The 15,427-nt window shown below is 46.0% G+C and carries 15 protein-coding genes; all 15 read right to left on the reverse strand.

Features of this window, described 5'->3' with window-relative positions; translation table 11 throughout:
• Nucleotides 1–26: 26 nt before the first annotated feature.
• A complete protein-coding gene (locus tag FW767_RS02710; RefSeq protein WP_121699229.1) occupies nt 27–818 on the reverse strand; it encodes a tetratricopeptide repeat protein in 792 nt (263 codons plus the stop codon).
• Nucleotides 819–827: 9 nt separating this feature from the next.
• Complete coding sequence (locus FW767_RS02715; protein ID WP_121699260.1) at nt 828–1,859, reverse strand: vWA domain-containing protein; 1,032 nt, start codon at nt 1,857–1,859, stop codon at nt 828–830.
• A 23-nt stretch (nt 1,860–1,882) separates the two neighbouring features.
• Nucleotides 1,883–2,869, reverse strand: a complete 987-nt coding sequence (locus tag FW767_RS02720; protein WP_121699228.1) for a vWA domain-containing protein — start codon at nt 2,867–2,869, stop codon at nt 1,883–1,885.
• Nucleotides 2,870–2,871: 2 nt separating this feature from the next.
• Nucleotides 2,872–3,864, reverse strand: a complete 993-nt coding sequence (locus FW767_RS02725) for a cell wall anchor protein (protein WP_121699227.1) — start codon at nt 3,862–3,864, stop codon at nt 2,872–2,874.
• Nucleotides 3,864–4,739, reverse strand: coding sequence for a DUF58 domain-containing protein (locus FW767_RS02730; protein WP_121699226.1), 876 nt, complete (start codon nt 4,737–4,739; stop codon nt 3,864–3,866). Before FW767_RS02730 ends, FW767_RS02725 begins: the two co-directional genes overlap by 1 nt.
• Nucleotides 4,740–4,763: 24 nt before the next feature.
• Complete coding sequence (locus FW767_RS02735) at nt 4,764–5,759, reverse strand: AAA family ATPase (protein ID WP_121699225.1); 996 nt, start codon at nt 5,757–5,759, stop codon at nt 4,764–4,766.
• Nucleotides 5,760–5,936: 177 nt separating this feature from the next.
• Nucleotides 5,937–7,037 (reverse strand): HU family DNA-binding protein, encoded by a 1,101-nt coding sequence (locus FW767_RS02740; protein WP_121699224.1) that lies wholly within the window; start codon nt 7,035–7,037, stop codon nt 5,937–5,939.
• Nucleotides 7,034–7,315 (reverse strand): HU family DNA-binding protein, encoded by a 282-nt coding sequence (locus FW767_RS02745; RefSeq protein WP_121699223.1) that lies wholly within the window; start codon nt 7,313–7,315, stop codon nt 7,034–7,036. Before FW767_RS02745 ends, FW767_RS02740 begins: the two co-directional genes overlap by 4 nt.
• Nucleotides 7,316–7,336: 21 nt before the next feature.
• Complete coding sequence (locus FW767_RS02750) at nt 7,337–9,298, reverse strand: M13 family metallopeptidase (RefSeq protein ID WP_121699222.1); 1,962 nt, start codon at nt 9,296–9,298, stop codon at nt 7,337–7,339.
• A gap of 29 nt (nt 9,299–9,327) precedes the next feature.
• Nucleotides 9,328–11,289, reverse strand: coding sequence for an ABC-F family ATP-binding cassette domain-containing protein (locus FW767_RS02755; protein WP_121699221.1), 1,962 nt, complete (start codon nt 11,287–11,289; stop codon nt 9,328–9,330).
• Nucleotides 11,290–11,464: 175 nt separating this feature from the next.
• Complete coding sequence (locus tag FW767_RS02760) at nt 11,465–11,992, reverse strand: helix-turn-helix transcriptional regulator (RefSeq protein ID WP_121699220.1); 528 nt, start codon at nt 11,990–11,992, stop codon at nt 11,465–11,467.
• A gap of 3 nt (nt 11,993–11,995) precedes the next feature.
• Nucleotides 11,996–12,679 (reverse strand): helix-turn-helix transcriptional regulator, encoded by a 684-nt coding sequence (locus tag FW767_RS02765; protein ID WP_121699219.1) that lies wholly within the window; start codon nt 12,677–12,679, stop codon nt 11,996–11,998.
• A gap of 34 nt (nt 12,680–12,713) precedes the next feature.
• Entirely contained in the window at nt 12,714–13,268 is a 555-nt protein-coding gene (locus FW767_RS02770) for a 5-formyltetrahydrofolate cyclo-ligase (RefSeq protein ID WP_121699218.1), read from the reverse strand.
• A 15-nt stretch (nt 13,269–13,283) separates the two neighbouring features.
• Complete coding sequence (locus tag FW767_RS02775; RefSeq protein WP_121699217.1) at nt 13,284–14,921, reverse strand: S41 family peptidase; 1,638 nt, start codon at nt 14,919–14,921, stop codon at nt 13,284–13,286.
• A gap of 23 nt (nt 14,922–14,944) precedes the next feature.
• Complete coding sequence (locus FW767_RS02780) at nt 14,945–15,376, reverse strand: dCMP deaminase family protein (protein ID WP_121699216.1); 432 nt, start codon at nt 15,374–15,376, stop codon at nt 14,945–14,947.
• Nucleotides 15,377–15,427 lie beyond the last annotated feature (51 nt).

A 15,427-nucleotide genomic window follows, 5' to 3' on the forward strand; every position in this document is an offset into this window, starting at 1 on the left:
ATTCATTTAAATAGTTGATAACGTGATCACCACTGCTTACCATGTACACGACGGGCTTGTCCGGCCTCCTTTTTCTGCATATCCTGCACTTTACGGCGGGTAGCGTTTTCTTCGTTCTCCATAGCCTTCAATATCTTGTTGGCATTGGCGTCGCTTATGCCCCCCTGCTGTTGTTGAGGTGGTTGCTGTTGGTCTTTGTTTTGTTGCTTTTGTTGGTCTTGATCTTGATTTTGGTCTTTATCCTTGTCTTGATCCTGATTTTGCTGTTGATCTTGATTTTGGTCTTGATTCTGTTGTTGATCCTGCTTGTCTTGGTTCTGATCCTGATTCTGCTGTTCCTGCCGTTTCAGTTGGGCAAGTCGCAGATTTTCGCGGGCTTTGTCGTTGTCAGGGTTCTTTCGCAAAGCTCCCTTGTACATGTTTATGGCTTGGTCATACTGCTGCTGGTTGAATGCCATGTTCCCGAGATTATAAAATGCTTTTTCAGCTATCGATATGTCCTGTGCGCTTTGTGCCACGCCTTGGAGCAGGCTTTGTGCCTCAGACATAGGATTATTGTCTGAATTCGGATCGGCATTGCCCGATTGTCTGATGAGGGCTGCTGCAAGGTTGTACATGGCGGTTTCGCTCATGGCGTTTTCTTCAAGAGCTTTTCGATAGGCCACTTCTGCGTCGGCAAATCGCTTTTCGTCATATAGCGAATTGCCTTCGCGTATATAATTGCGTTCTTTGCGTGTGGATGAGTCGCTGTTATCGGCGGCATGGACATAACCGACAATAGAAGCGGTAAGTATTATGGCGGTAAATATACGTTTCATGATATAGTGCTATTTACTGAAGAAGTTTATCTTTTTTAACCATCCCACTTTTCTGTCAAGCATGAATATGTCAAGGATGACAAGAGCAAGAGCCAGCCATCCGAATACAGGAAACTGTTCAGCGCTTGCAGAGTATATGACTTTCTCAAGATCGCTTTTCGCCAATGTGTCGAGTTGTTCGTCAATATCTTTTACTACTGTCGACGATGCCCCCTGCACATATATGCCCTCGCCGGTTTCTGCTATTTTTTGAGCCATGGCTTCATCAAGACGTGTCGTCACCGGATTGCCTTCGTCATCTTTCATGAACTGGCCGTTGCGTCCTATCGGTATCAGTGAGCCTTTGGTGGAGCCGAGGCCTATGACGTCGACTTGGATGCCCTGTTTTACAGCAGTTTGGGTAGCAGCGATAGGGTCATCGTCAAAACTTTCGCCGTCGGTTATTACGATTATGGCTTTCTGCATGTCGTCGGTAGGTGTGAATGAACTCATAGCCATCTCTATGGCCGCTCCTATCGAAGTTCCCTGAGTAGGCACCATCTCGGTAGAGATGCTGTTCAAAAACATCTTGGCCGATACGAAGTCGCTTGTGATGGGGAGCTGCGTGTATGCGTCACCTGCAAATACTATAAGACCTACTTTGTCGTTGTCAAGCTTGTCGATTAGTTTTTCAAGTACGAGTTTGGCGCGTTGAAGGCGCGATACTCCTTTAGGATCGTCGGTGGACGATGCCAACATTGAGTTTGACACATCAAGACATATCATGACTTCTATGCCTTGTACTTCACTGACCTCTTCTTTGGCGCCGGCGCGGGGACGTGCGAGAACAAATACAAGAGCGGCCACGGCAAGAAGCTGCAATGTTATTTTTATCCACGGCTTATAACGTGAGGCGTCAGGCATGAGCGGTGAAAGTACAGCGAGCTTGCCGTAGCGCTTCAATTTGCGTTTTCGGGAGTATCGGCTCAAAAGATACAGACCGGTTATAGCCGGTATAAGGAAGAGCAGATACAACAGGTATGGATTTGCAAAACTAAACATAGTCATCAGTCATCTAAGTGAAATCATGGAATAGTACGTAAAACCGTATGTCGCAGAAGTATCTCCAATACGAACAGGCCCAATGCAAGCCATGCCCATAGCATGTAGTTGTCCTCGGTATGGGAGAAGTGCCGTACATCCATCTGAGTCTTTTCGAGTTGGTCTATCTCTGAGAATATGTCCTTAAGAACTGTATTGCCCGTAGCCCGGAAATATTTTCCTCCGGTGGCGGAGGCTATATTACGTAGTGTGGTTTCGTCAATTACCACAGGCATATTTACATAATCTATGTCTCCGTAATAATTCTGTTGCGGCATTGGGGCGGTACCGTTTTTACCTACACCGATAGTATATACTTTAATGCCGTACTTTTTCGCTATTTCAGCAGCGGTAAGCGGCGCCACATTGCCGGTGTTGTTGGTGCCGTCGGTTATGAGTATGATACTTTTTGACTTGGCTTTACCGTCTTTTATTCGGTTTATGGAGGTGGCCAGACCGTCGCCTATGGCAGTGCCGTCGTCAAGCATGCCCATTTTTATGTCATGGATATAATTGGCAAGCATAGACCTGTCGGTGGTCATCGGCACGGCAGTGAAACTTTCGCCGGCAAAAATAACGACTCCTATGTTGTCGGATTCGCGGCCTGCAACAAATTTTGACGCCACATCTTTGGCCGCTTCGAAACGGTCAGGCTTAAAATCGCGGGCAAGCATTGATGACGATATGTCAAGTGCTATGATTATGTCAGTACCCTCGGTCGACGATGTGCGCCAGCTGTCGCGGGTCTGTGGACGTGCAAGTATTATTATGACGCAACCGATTACCGCCAGTCGCAACAGAAACATGCCGTGCAACAGATACTCCTTGTATGATCTCGGCAACTTGGCATACGGTGAGGTCGTCGATATCTCAAGGGCTGGGAAGGCATTGCGGTGTTTCCATATATACCATGCTATAAGCGGGATAAACACCAAAAACAACCATAGATATTCAGGATGTGCGAGCTGCATGATCAGTTATCTTTTTTATCGGTTGACTGTTGTGACTCTTCGGCCGGCTCGGTTTCGGTTTCGGCCGGTTTGGTATCTTCGACAAATTTCACTGCGTTGTTGAACGCTTTGACATTGTCGTCAGGGAGAGGCCTTACTTTGGCAAACTTGACAAAATCGGCCATTTCGAGGATCTGCTGCATAATCGGAGCGGAGGGTTTTGCTTCGCTGTTGGACTTTATGCGGTCGAGTATCTGTGTCGAGGTCATTTCCATGGCATTTATGCCGAAACGCCGGTAGAGGTATACACGCAGAATTTCGGTAAGCCGGGTGTAATATTCTTTCTCATGGCCGCTTTCGCAAAGTTTTTCATTCTTGAGTTTATTAAGCTCAAGCATAGCCGCTTCGTAAGGAGGTACGGGCTTTTTCTTTGGAATCAGCGGTAACGATTTTTTACCACGGAAGTATACAAACCATATAAGTATGGCTGCCGCGACAACAATCACAGCAAGATATATCCACCAATAGTCGACAATAAAATCAGGGATATAATCCCATATTCTGGTCGCCGGCTTGACGACACCTTCGTAATCATGTATAGTCTTCAGAGTGTCGACAGGTACCGGTATGACTTTAAGAACAAGTGCGTTTGACGCAAAAGTGTCATTGCCTGATACATATAGAAACGGAGGCAATGTATATAGTCCCGAGTCAAACGACTGTATGACAAGTTCACGTCTTATCTCTCTTCGTCCGCTTCCAAGATCGGCTGTATCGGGAGTGAGATTTTTTATTATCTCGACGTTTCCGGTTATGGTATCGCCGGCGTGATTTATGAAACGCCCGTCAATATCGTTATCTTCTACCACGTCGACTTTAAGCAGTGTCTGCTTGCCCATGAGTATATATGCCGAGTCCAGACTCGCTTTTACCGAGACCGGGCCTTTGGCTGACATTGCCATAGGGAGAAGCAGTACAGCCGCCAAAGTATATATGAGATATCTTTTACTTATCATTATCTTAATTCTCGTTTTTTGAACAACGACATGAGGGCTTTGACAAAATCCTCGTCAGTAGCTATCGAGGCGTGTTGAACACGACAGCGATTGAATGTTTCCACCATCTTCTGCTGCCTTTCATACCACCATCGGTTGAACGTTTTCCTGACTTTTCCCGATGACGTGTTGACCCATCGGTCATTTCCGGTTTCAAGATCGACGACTCGCATCAATCCTACATCGGGCAACTGTGCGTCGCGCTTGTCATAAACCTGTATGGCGGTCACATCGTGCTTGTTATTGGCTATGGACAGAGCCTTGTAAAAGTCATGTCCGTCAATGAAGTCCGATATGACAAACGTAGTGCATCGTTTCTTCAGCGCGTCGGTCATGTAACGCAGTGCTTCGGCTATGTCGGTCCCTTGTTGTTCCGGACTAAAGTCAAGAAGCTCTCGTATTATGAAGAGTATATGGCGGCGTCCTTTCTTTGGGGGTATGAATTTCTCAATTTTGTCGGAGAAAAATATCACACCTATCTTATCGTTGTTCTGTATTGCCGAAAATGCTATCGTGGCTGCAATTTCCGCAATCATCTGGCGTTTGTCTTCGCCCATAGCTCCGAAATATCGGCTTCCCGATACATCGACAAGTAGCATTACGGTAAGCTCGCGTTCCTCTTCGTAGACCTTGACATAAGGATGGTTCTGGCGGGCGGTGACATTCCAGTCGATATCGCGTATGTCGTCACCGTACTGGTATTCACGGACCTCACTGAACGTCATGCCGCGTCCCTTGAATGCCGAGTGATACTCTCCGGCAAATATGTTCTGCGACAGACCCTTGGTCTTGATCTCGATCTTTCTGACTTTTTTTAATAGCTCGTTGGCGTCCATAGAAGACTATTGTCATGTGTTTTATCAGGGAACTTCGACTTTGTCGAGGATTTCCGAGATTATTTCATCGGCGGTGATGGTATTGGCTTCGGCTTCATAAGTAAGGCCTATGCGGTGACGAAGCACGTCATGGGCCACGGCGCGTACATCTTCAGGCACCACATATCCGCGTCCGCGAAGGAATGCGTAGCTGCGGGCGGCACGTGCAAGGCTTATCGAGGCACGCGGCGAAGCGCCGAATGCTATGATGGTGGTGAGGTCGTTAAGCCCGTAATCGGCGGGGAAACGAGTAGCAAATACGATGTCGACAATATAGCGTTCGATCTTCTCGTCGATGTATATCTTCTCACACACTTTCTGTGCGTCAAGTATTTCCTGCGGTTTTAGCAGGGGTCTTATATCCTTGCGTTCGTTGGCTATGTTCTGACGTATGATGATCTTTTCTTCCTCCTTTGACGGATAGCCTATGACAACCTTGAGAAGGAAACGGTCGACCTGTGCTTCAGGAAGCGGATAGGTACCCTCCTGTTCGATGGGGTTTTGTGTCGCCATTACCAAAAATGGCTCTTCGAGGGCGAAAGTGTTGTCACCGATTGTAACTTGCCGTTCCTGCATCGCCTCCAACAGTGCGCTCTGTACCTTGGCAGGAGCACGGTTTATTTCATCGGCGAGTACGAAGTTGGCAAATATCGGGCCTTTCTTCACTTGAAACTGTTCACTCTTCACGCTATAGACCATTGTACCGAGTACGTCGGCAGGCAGTAGGTCAGGGGTAAACTGGATGCGGCTGTATTTTGCGTCTATGATCTGTGCCAAGGTCTTTATGGCCAGCGTCTTGGCCAAACCGGGCACACCCTCAAGAAGCACGTGCCCATTGGACAGTAAGGCTATGAGCAGTGAGTCGATAAGATGCTTTTGACCGACGATGGTCTGATCCATACCCCGTTGGATGAGATTGATGAAATCACTCTTGGCTGCGACGAGGTCGTTGAGCTCTCTGATATTTACCGTGTCACTCATAAATTTAGTTTTTGTCAGGTAACTGTTATCTGAATTATATTAATTACAATTTATTCAGGCCGATGTTTATTCGATCCCTCTTAAGATGCAAATTTAAAAATTCTAACAACTATAGCGTTAAGACGGATTGTTAAAATTATATATATATCCTTTAACTTCTTAAAACAAGGACAGACATTACCGTTTATCCGCTATGGATTCAGCTATACGTGCCTCGGCCCGCTTCACGCTTTTCGGGTCATTTGCGTCAATATCGTATTTTTTAGGATCGGGTATCTTGATTGCAGTTCCGGGTTTTATACGGTTGGGATTTTTGATCACAGAGTCATTATCAAGGTATATGTATATCCAGAAGCGGTAGTCTCCGTAGTATTTTCTTGACATAGTTGTTAGATAACGCGATGTCGTCACAGTGTCTATGGCAATTGGCTTGAACTCGGTAATGACTGTATCGGATGTATGTATTTCCGCTGTGTCTGTTTCGTAGGTCACTATTGTGTCAGCATATGCGACAGCCGTAATGTCTATTGAGTCGGATGTTGATATTATGTCGAGAGGTTCACTGTCATTAATGACTGGAGTACTGTCGTTAATGAAATAATACGTGAAGTATCCGATAACTATACCGGACAAAAGACCTATCATAAACGCCCACCATGGATTGAAGCGTTTGTGATTTTCGGAATATTCGTTGTAGTCTTGATACTCTTCTGTCAATATCGGTTCCAGATCTGTTTCGGCCTCTGATGACGCCGGTTCTGTTCTTTCCGGTATCTCTTCTATAACTTGTTCTGTCGGTTGCTCAGTCTCTGTTGCAGATTCTGTAGCCTGCATGGGTTCAGGGACATTTTCCTGACTCTCTTCAACGGCGTGTTCCGGTACAGGTATTTTTGGTATTTCCGGCGGAATTGCCATCACGGTTTTTGGAATGGGTGGAATATCGGGTAATTGGTCCTCAGGTGCCATCGTATCCTGATATGACCGTTCAAGCATCTCTTCATTTACTCCCTCGGCCAGAACAACCGGCTCAAAGAAGGCGAACGGGCGGTTGACGGCTTCGGCAAGACTTTCGTCAGGGCTCCATATGACAGGATTGTCATCAGATAATCCGGGTGCAAAAGACCCAAGCCCTTTTATAGTTATTGACTCTCCTCGCGAAAGAGTCTCCGATATCAGATTGAGCAATTCGCGCAAAAATTCTTCGGCTGTCTGTTCTGAACTGGACGTAAGGCCGGCGAGTTTAGCCGCCAACTGCGGAAATGTTATTTTCTTATTCATTGGCGGTCGTTGATTTTTCTTTTTAATATTGCGCTTGGGCTGAATTTTATATTTATCGACGGTGGAATGAGTATTTGTTGCCCGGTAGACAGGTCGTTTTGTATATGCTCATCTTCTTTTTCAGGAATAAATTCGCCAAACCCCGGCAATGCTACCGTATTCATATCGCACAGATTATCGCGCATGGTGGTTGCAAGGCCGTCTATAAGGGCTGTAATGTCTTTTGAGTCACGCCCGAGGATTTTTGCCAACTGACCTGTTACTGCTTTATGATCCATTTATCGTGTAGTTTTATATGTTTACCATATGATTATGCGTCGTTCAGGAGGCAGGTACATTGCGTCGCCCTCTTTTATGTCAAATGCCTTGAAAAACGGTTCGATATTTCTTAAAGTGCCGTTTACGCGCCAGCGGCCGAGCGAATGCGGATCAGTCTTGGTACGTAACAGAATCTCTTCGTCGCGTATGTTGCCTGCCCATACGTTGGCATATGACAGAAAGAATCTTTGATCGGGAGTGAAGCCGTCGATAATCTCGCCGGGAGAGTCTTTGAGCGAATTATGATAGGCTGTGTAGGCTATGCGTATACCGCCTTGGTCCGCTATGTTTTCTCCAAGAGTAAAACGTCCGTTGGCATGGGTGTCGCCAAGCACCGTTATATCATCAAATTGTTTTACAAGGCCTGTAGTGAGCGATTGAAACTTTTCCCGATCGTGAGCCGACCACCAGTCGGCAAAGTTGCCGTCTTTGTCAAACCGACTTCCTTGGTCATCAAAACCGTGGGTCATCTCATGACCGATCACCACTCCGATGGCACCGTAGTTCTCGGCCGCATCGGCGTCGGGATTGAAGTATGGAGCCTGAAGTATGCCTGCAGGAAAGCAGATTTCGTTAGATAGGGGAGAATAGTATGCATTTACTATCTGGGGTGGCATGTACCATCTTGATTTATCGACAGGCTTGCCCCAGTCCGAAAGATTGTAATCTATCTCATACCTGATTGCCGATTTAATGTTGTCCCAATAAGATTTTTGTATGTCTATGGTCAATGAAGAGTAGTCGCGCCATTTGTCGGGATAACCTATTTTTACCGAGAAGGCTTCCAGCTTTTCCCGGGCACGGGCTTTGGTAGTGTCGCTCATCCATGACAGATTGTCGATGTGCTCGCCCAATGCTGTTTTAAGATTGCTGACAAGGTCAAGCATTTTTTCTTTGGCTGATAAGGGAAAATACTTCTCGACATAAAGTTGTCCTACCGCCTCGCCAAGAAGGGCATTGGGTACTCCGAGTGCACGCTTCCAACGCGGCATGGGCTGCTCTACTCCCGACACAACTTTTGAAAGTTCGAATTTGGCATTGACAAAATCGTCGCTCAGATATTCTGCTGCCGATGCGAGATATCCGGCAGTAATATAGTCATGAAGTTCAGTCTCCGATAGTTCGGCCATCAGCCGGTCAACTTCGGCAAGTGACTTGGGCTGCCCTATTATTACGGTAGTTATGTCATCAATGCCTTGTGCGGCAAAATAACGACGCATACCTATGTTGGGAAAATTTTTTTCGATTTCCTCGATTGACATGGGATTATAAGTCGCAGCCGGGTCACGTAACTCTTCGCGAGGCATCGCTGCCCGGGCAAGGGCAGTCTCTATTTTCATAACGTTGTCGGTTATCCGTTTCCGGTCTTTTTCAGCATAACCAGCAAGGCCTGTCAGAGTCATGACAAATTTACGGTAAGCGTCGCGAATGCTTTGTGCATTGTCAGAGTCTTCCAGATAGTAGTCGCGGTCACCGAGTCCGAGGCCTCCCTGACTCCAGTACATGGCATTTTTGTCAGAGTCCATCATGTCGGCTTCCACGCCGGTATTAAAGAATGCATCAGTGCCTATGCAGGTGGCGAGAAGTGCAGGTAGGTCGGTTCTGGAGGTTGTTCTTATTGTCAATATGTCGGCCATGACAGGTTGTGCTCCTTCCGCATTGAGCCGATCGCTGTCAAGCCCCATTGTGTAAAGATCGCCTATTTTTTGCGCTACCGAACCCTGTACGGCGTTTTTTGTGTCAAGACCGGTTATGAGATCACGCAGTTGTATGCGGTTGTTCTCACGCAGTTCGTCAAAAGTTCCGTAGCGGGCAAACTCCGGCTTTAGCGGATTGGCTTTCATCCAGCCTCCGCAAGCGTAATCGTAAAAATCATCGCTAGGATTTACTGTTGGATCAAGATTGGCCCTGTCTACACCTCTTTTTGTATTATTGTATGTCATTAAGCTATATTATTTATGGAAACCGGATTTTATTTGTCTAACGATGCCTTGAGCTCGTCAAGTTCCATTCCTGCAATTTCCCAAAGGCTCATGGCGTTGTCGAGCTTTTTCTGCAATGCCGCATGTCGGTCAAAGATGTCTCCTGTAACCTCTCCTGATGCAATCAGGCTTTCTACTTCGGCTATCTCTTTTTCCACCGCTCCTATATTTTCTTCGGCATCCTTTACTTTTCGTTCCGCTTTTTTGATAAGCTTGTCTCTCTCTCGTTGTTCCGTATACGACAGCCGTTGTTTTTCCTTGGCTGGCTGTTGCGCAGACACCGGTTTTGTCACTTCGGTTTTGACCTCTTTTTTGGGCTGTGTTTTTTCCAGTTCTGCAAGCGATGCCAGTTTTTTCTTTTCAAGAAATTCGTAGATACCTCCGAGACATTCTTTTACTTTACCGTCACCGAATTCGTAAACCTTCTCGACAAGGCCGTCAAGAAACTCACGGTCATGGCTTACGACTATCACCGTGCCGTTAAAATCCTTTATGGCTTGTTTGAGTATGTCTTTGGTTGTCATGTCAAGATGGTTGGTAGGCTCATCAAGGATGAGTAGGTTGACCGGTTCGAGCAGCAGTCTTATCATGGCAAGACGGGTTTTCTCTCCGCCTGACAGCACTTTTACTTTTTTGTCTGAAGCCGCCCCGCCAAACATGAATGCACCCAGTATGTCGCGTATCTTGGTCCGTATATCGCCTACGGCCACGTGGTCGATTGTGTCAAATACGGTTATTTCGCCGTCAAGTAATTGCGCTTGGTTTTGTGCGAAATATCCGATCTTGACATTATGACCTGTTTTAAGAGTGCCGGTATAAGGTATTTCGTTCATGATACACTTGACGAGCGTTGATTTGCCTTCGCCGTTTTTGCCGACAAATGCCACCTTTTCACCGCGTTTTATCGTGAACGTAGCATGGTCAAACACCTGATGTTGGCCATAGGCTTTACCTACGTTTTCGGCTATTATAGGGTAGTCGCCCGAGCGTGGGGCGGGGGGGAATTTTAGATTAAGGTGTGACGTATCAACCTCGTCTATTTCTATCCTGTCTATTTTGGCAAGTTGCTTTATGCGGCTTTGGACTTGTACTGATTTTGTCGCCTTATATCGGAAGCGTTCTATAAATTCTTCGGTATCCTGTATCTGTTTCTGCTGGTTCATGTAGGCTCTGCGTTGTTGGTCAAGTCTTTCCTGACGCAGAACTACATATTTTGAGTAATTTACCGAGTAGTCATAGATTTTGCCGAGTGATATCTCTATCGTTCGGTTGGTTATGTTGTCGATGAAAGCCCGGTCGTGGCTTACGAGAACCACTGCATTGGCTTTTGTAAGCAGAAAATTTTCGAGCCATTGTATTGATTCAATATCAAGATGGTTTGTCGGTTCGTCAAGTAGAAGTACATCGGGCTTTTTGAGCAGAATCTTTGCTAACTCTATGCGCATGCGCCATCCTCCGCTGAACTCGGAAGTAGGGCGTGTGAAGTCACTTCGTTTGAAGCCCAGACCGATAAGAGTTTTTTCGATTTCCGCTTCTCCGTTGTCGCTGTCCTCCATGGCAAGGCGCTCGGTAAGTGTAGTTATGCGGTCTATCAGTTTCTGATAGTCGGGAGAATCGTAGTCGCTGCGCGATGCGATATCGTTGTTGCATCTATCAAACTCGTCGTGAAGTTTCTTTATTTCGGAGAACGCCGTTCTTGCTTCCTCGATTACCGTAAGCGAGTCATTGATCGTCATGTGCTGGGGCAGATATCCGATGCTTACTCCCTGAGGTACGGACACGGAGCCGGAGGTCGGACGCTGTATTCCGGCTATGATTTTCAACATTGTCGATTTGCCCGCTCCGTTTTTACCCACAAGGGCTATCTTGTCTTTTTTATTTATAACATAATTTATATTGTCAAATAGGCTCTTGGCGCTGAACTCTACCGACAGGTTGTTTATTGCAATCATTCTATACTGTATATACTGTCAGTTTACAAAGTTAACATTTAGTCATAGCACGGCATCGCACGTTAACATTATTTTAAAAATGCGATATATTTAATGACCCTATGCTGTCGGTTTGTTTGAGTAAGTGTATGTGAAGGAGCGTTTGTGTGTCGGAGGGAGGTTATTGCAGTAATAATTATAAATTTAAGTCGGCTTCATTTATGTATCCGTTCATCATTGCATATACGCTAAGTCCCGATACACTCCTTATGCCGAGCTTTGAAGTTATATTTTTACGGTGTGACAATACTGTGTTGAAACTTATATTCAGCTTGTCTGCTATCTCTTTGTTAATAAGCCCCATTGCTACAAGGCGAAGCACATCCACTTCTCTTTGTGTCAATTCGGCCGATTGTGCCGTTTCCTGAACCCTTCGCACATTTATTAATTCGCGCAATTGTTCTAAAATATCCGATTCGCATCTGTTTATATGGAGCATGCCCTTTCCATCTCCGGTAACGATTGTTCTTGCGCGGCGCATAGCATAGAAGTCTATGTTACGGCAATATGAGGTAGGTGATACAATGTAAAGTGTTGACGGTGTATCGGTCGCTTCAGGTGCAGTTTCTGAGATTATATCGATATCAATATCGAAATAGTTTAAGAAAAGATAGCGCAGACCTATGGCCTGTAGCGTGTCATCAAGCTGCAGGGCAATATTCATGGCTTATCGGTTTGTGTTTTGTTGCAATGAACGGCTGACAGGCAACAGTATACGGTTACGTATGCGGTTGTTTTGCCGAAGATCTTTTTCCAGCGTCACTATGGCGACGATGACTCCATAACACAAGTTCAAGTCATAATCGCCCGACAAGTGCTTTATAAACATGCTTTTCAGGTCATTGAGCTTGTCTTCTACAAGGGTTTCTTCTTTGTGATTAACGGGAGTCATGCACGGTGTGCCGTTTGCAGCGGCAAGAATTGATGGAAACCAATCTTTATTATCGCGCTCGATTCTTGACATAAGGTCATTTTCGAGTCCCTGATAAAACTTCAGCATGAGTTCGAGATTGCTGTTACCGTCTCCGGCCGAGTTGATAAGCATGGTGAAGTGACGGCGTATATTGGGCAATTGAAACCGACTGTAATATGCATTGGTCTTGACAAGATAATCTATTATTTCAGACGCTTTAAACCCACGCAATTTTTCTTCCGGAAAATATCCTTCATTTATAAACGTGTTAAGTATGGCGAGGAAAAAGTCTGTGTCAAGATTATGTACACGGCATACCGCATCGACGGTCGCATCGCCTGTACCGAGGTTTATTCCAAAACGATTTATTACCGGTATGACTGATGTTTCGTTGGCGATTACATCGGCTAATCGTGTTTCTCTATATATAAGTGCCATTTTTTTGATTTGTGATATTGACCGGCTTGAATTTTTATTTTCGGTGTCGGACTGTTATTACATGAGATTGCGTTATCACTATGTCCACACCTATATCATGCGGTTCAGTGTCTATATCGTTTACAAGCTGGAAGTCATAGCCTACACCTATTTTTGTAGCGCGTGAACCTGCCAGAAGACGGTCATAATAACCTTTTCCCCTGCCGACACGGTTGCCGTTACGGTCATAAGCTACTGCCGGCACAACAATCATTTCTATATTGTCAATATCTTCTACATTGTCGCCGACAGGCTCTTCAATGTGGAATGCTCCGTATTTAAGCTGCGAGCGGTCATAAGGCAAAACCTCAAGATTCACTCCATTGACTCTGGGAAGGAAGAAATGCTTGCGATCATGCCATCGGTCAATAAATTCGATGGTGGAAAGTTCGTCGGGTAACGAGTGATACATCAGTATCCTGTCGGCAAGCAGAAATGCTACCGAGTTTTCAAGTACTGCGAAGACCGACTTGGCGGCTTCTTTGCGTTCATTGTCGGAAAGCAACGCTTTTTGTGCTTTAACCCGGCGCCTTATTTCTTCCTTTTTCATCGGTGTTATTGATTATTATTCGACCGGTTTTTCGGCAGGCGAAATCGGGACTGAAGCATGGCCGCTGTTTAATTCGGTCAATGCTTTAAGTACCGTGACATCATCGGTATTGGCGACTTGGTAATAGTATTCGCGTCCGAGAATGTCGCTTGCTATCAAAGCCTTTAGGAAATTAACAATCAAGTCTTGTGAAATGTTGATGTAATACCATCTTGCCGGTATGCCGTTGCGCGATGCGTAGTTTACAAACAGCATCAGTAACTCTTCGTTATCGGGAAGTTTGGCAAGCAATTGCTTGAGGTCTTTTGCCGATGAAAGCGTTTCACGGTTACGGTCGCTGTACTCGAATGCGAATTTCTGCAACAGTCCTGCATTTATCACATTTATATAATAGTTGGTAACTCCTGATGTGTCGTTGGGTACGAATACATCGGGCATGATGCCTCCTCCTCCATAGACAGTGCGCCCGGTCAGGGTGGTAAACTGAAGTTCTTCGTTGAATTTTATACTGTCGGAGTTATAGAATTCGCCATGTTCATATCGGTCTACTATTTCCTTTTCGTAAGCGTTGCGGTTGCCGAGTTGGTAATCTTTCTGTATGCAACGCCCCGACGGTGTGTAGTAGCGCGATACGGTCAGTCTTATAGCACTGCTGTCGGGAAGGGTTGTCTGACGTTGTACAAGGCCTTTGCCAAATGAGCGCCGTCCTACTATCAGGGCGCGGTCATTGTCCTGCATGGCTCCTGCAAAAATTTCGCTTGCACTTGCCGAGTACTCGTCAAGCAGTACCACAAGTTCATCGTTCTGGAATGAACCCGTACCGTCACTGAATACTTTTGCGTCCTCCATTTCTTCACGTCCGCGGGTGAATACGATAGGGGCGTTGGCAGGTAAAAATTCGTTGGCCATATAGATTGCCATTTCAAGGAAGCCTCCGGTATTGCCTCGTAGATCCACAATATAGCGATCGGCTCCTTGGGCTTTCAGTTTCACAAGACCGGTTAGGAACTCGTCGCGTGTGGTGCGACCGAATTTGTTGACTTTTATATAGCCGGTAGTGTCATCAATCATGTAGGCTGCATCAACCGAGTTGACGGGAATGTCGCCGCGGGTGACTTCAAACGACAATGTCTTCTTTGTGTTGTTGCGTTTTATTCCGAGTTTGACTTTTGTGCCTTTTTCTCCACGCAGCATTTTTTTGATTTCCGTATTTGGGATGTTCATGCCTGCGACTGCCGAATCATTTATCGTCATTATACGGTCGCCTGCCATAAGGCCTATCTTTTCTGACGGGCCGCCCGGTATCACTTCATTCACTGTAACGGTGTCAGTAAGCATTGTAAATGATATGCCTATGCCACTGAATGAGCCTTCGAGGTCTTCATTGACGGCCAGCAGTTCCTTAGCCGGTATATAAGTCGAGTGGGGGTCAAGATTCGATAACAGGTTGGGAAATGTACGTTCGAGAAGCGAATCTATGTCAACTTCATCCACATACTCGTCTTTTATGAGATCAAGTACTTCCGCCAACTTGCGTTCGCCGTCGGTCGAATAATTGTTTGAACCGAATTTTATGCCTATCCATATACCGCCTGTCAATGCTATTGCTACCACTAACGGGTACCATGCAAGCGAATTTTTCAGTTGTTTCATCTTATTTTGATAAAATGTAGTCGTCAGTCTATATCTGAAAGGTGTTCGCATTCCACCCCGGCACGGCGCAATACATTAAGGCCGTCCTGTATACGGTACAAGTCGTTGTATACCACGCGTCTTATACCGGCTTGTATGATTAGTTTGCTGCATTCAAGGCACGGTGATGCCGTTATGTATAGTGTGGAGCCTTCACTGCTGTTGCTGCTACGCGCCACTTTTGTTATGGCGTTGGCTTCGGCGTGCAGTACGTATGGCTTTGTTTTTCCGTCATCGCCCTCGCATACGTTTTCAAAACCGGCGGGAGTGCCGTTATATCCGTCGGAAATTATCATCTGGTCCTTGACAAGAATCGCACCTACCTTGCGCCGCTGGCAGTATGAGTTTTCGGCCCATATGCGTGCCATGCGCAGATAGCGCTTGTCAAGCAAGCGTTGTTTCTCTTTCTGGTTCATTTTTAATGACTATAGTCTATCGCGCAAAGTTACGCAATTAATTTTAATAAT

It is taken from the genome of Heminiphilus faecis (genome assembly GCF_008728965.1).
Classification (GTDB): Bacteria; Bacteroidota; Bacteroidia; order Bacteroidales; family Muribaculaceae; genus Muribaculum; species Muribaculum faecis.

Coding starts and splice junctions, on each gene's coding strand:
- FW767_RS02775 (WP_121699217.1), bottom strand. CDS start 14,921: ATGAAACAACTGAAAAATTCGCTTGCATGGTACCCGTTAGTGGTAGCA.
- FW767_RS02750 (WP_121699222.1), bottom strand. CDS start 9,298: ATGACATACAATAATACAAAAAGAGGTGTAGACAGGGCCAATCTTGAT.
- FW767_RS02715 (WP_121699260.1), bottom strand. CDS start 1,859: ATGTTTAGTTTTGCAAATCCATACCTGTTGTATCTGCTCTTCCTTATA.
- FW767_RS02765 (WP_121699219.1), bottom strand. CDS start 12,679: ATGGCACTTATATATAGAGAAACACGATTAGCCGATGTAATCGCCAAC.
- FW767_RS02710 (WP_121699229.1), bottom strand. CDS start 818: ATGAAACGTATATTTACCGCCATAATACTTACCGCTTCTATTGTCGGT.
- FW767_RS02770 (WP_121699218.1), bottom strand. CDS start 13,268: ATGAAAAAGGAAGAAATAAGGCGCCGGGTTAAAGCACAAAAAGCGTTG.
- FW767_RS02725 (WP_121699227.1), bottom strand. CDS start 3,864: ATGATAAGTAAAAGATATCTCATATATACTTTGGCGGCTGTACTGCTT.
- FW767_RS02730 (WP_121699226.1), bottom strand. CDS start 4,739: ATGGACGCCAACGAGCTATTAAAAAAAGTCAGAAAGATCGAGATCAAG.
- FW767_RS02780 (WP_121699216.1), bottom strand. CDS start 15,376: ATGAACCAGAAAGAGAAACAACGCTTGCTTGACAAGCGCTATCTGCGC.
- FW767_RS02720 (WP_121699228.1), bottom strand. CDS start 2,869: ATGCAGCTCGCACATCCTGAATATCTATGGTTGTTTTTGGTGTTTATC.
- FW767_RS02755 (WP_121699221.1), bottom strand. CDS start 11,289: ATGATTGCAATAAACAACCTGTCGGTAGAGTTCAGCGCCAAGAGCCTA.
- FW767_RS02735 (WP_121699225.1), bottom strand. CDS start 5,759: ATGAGTGACACGGTAAATATCAGAGAGCTCAACGACCTCGTCGCAGCC.
- FW767_RS02745 (WP_121699223.1), bottom strand. CDS start 7,315: ATGGATCATAAAGCAGTAACAGGTCAGTTGGCAAAAATCCTCGGGCGT.
- FW767_RS02740 (WP_121699224.1), bottom strand. CDS start 7,037: ATGAATAAGAAAATAACATTTCCGCAGTTGGCGGCTAAACTCGCCGGC.
- FW767_RS02760 (WP_121699220.1), bottom strand. CDS start 11,992: ATGAATATTGCCCTGCAGCTTGATGACACGCTACAGGCCATAGGTCTG.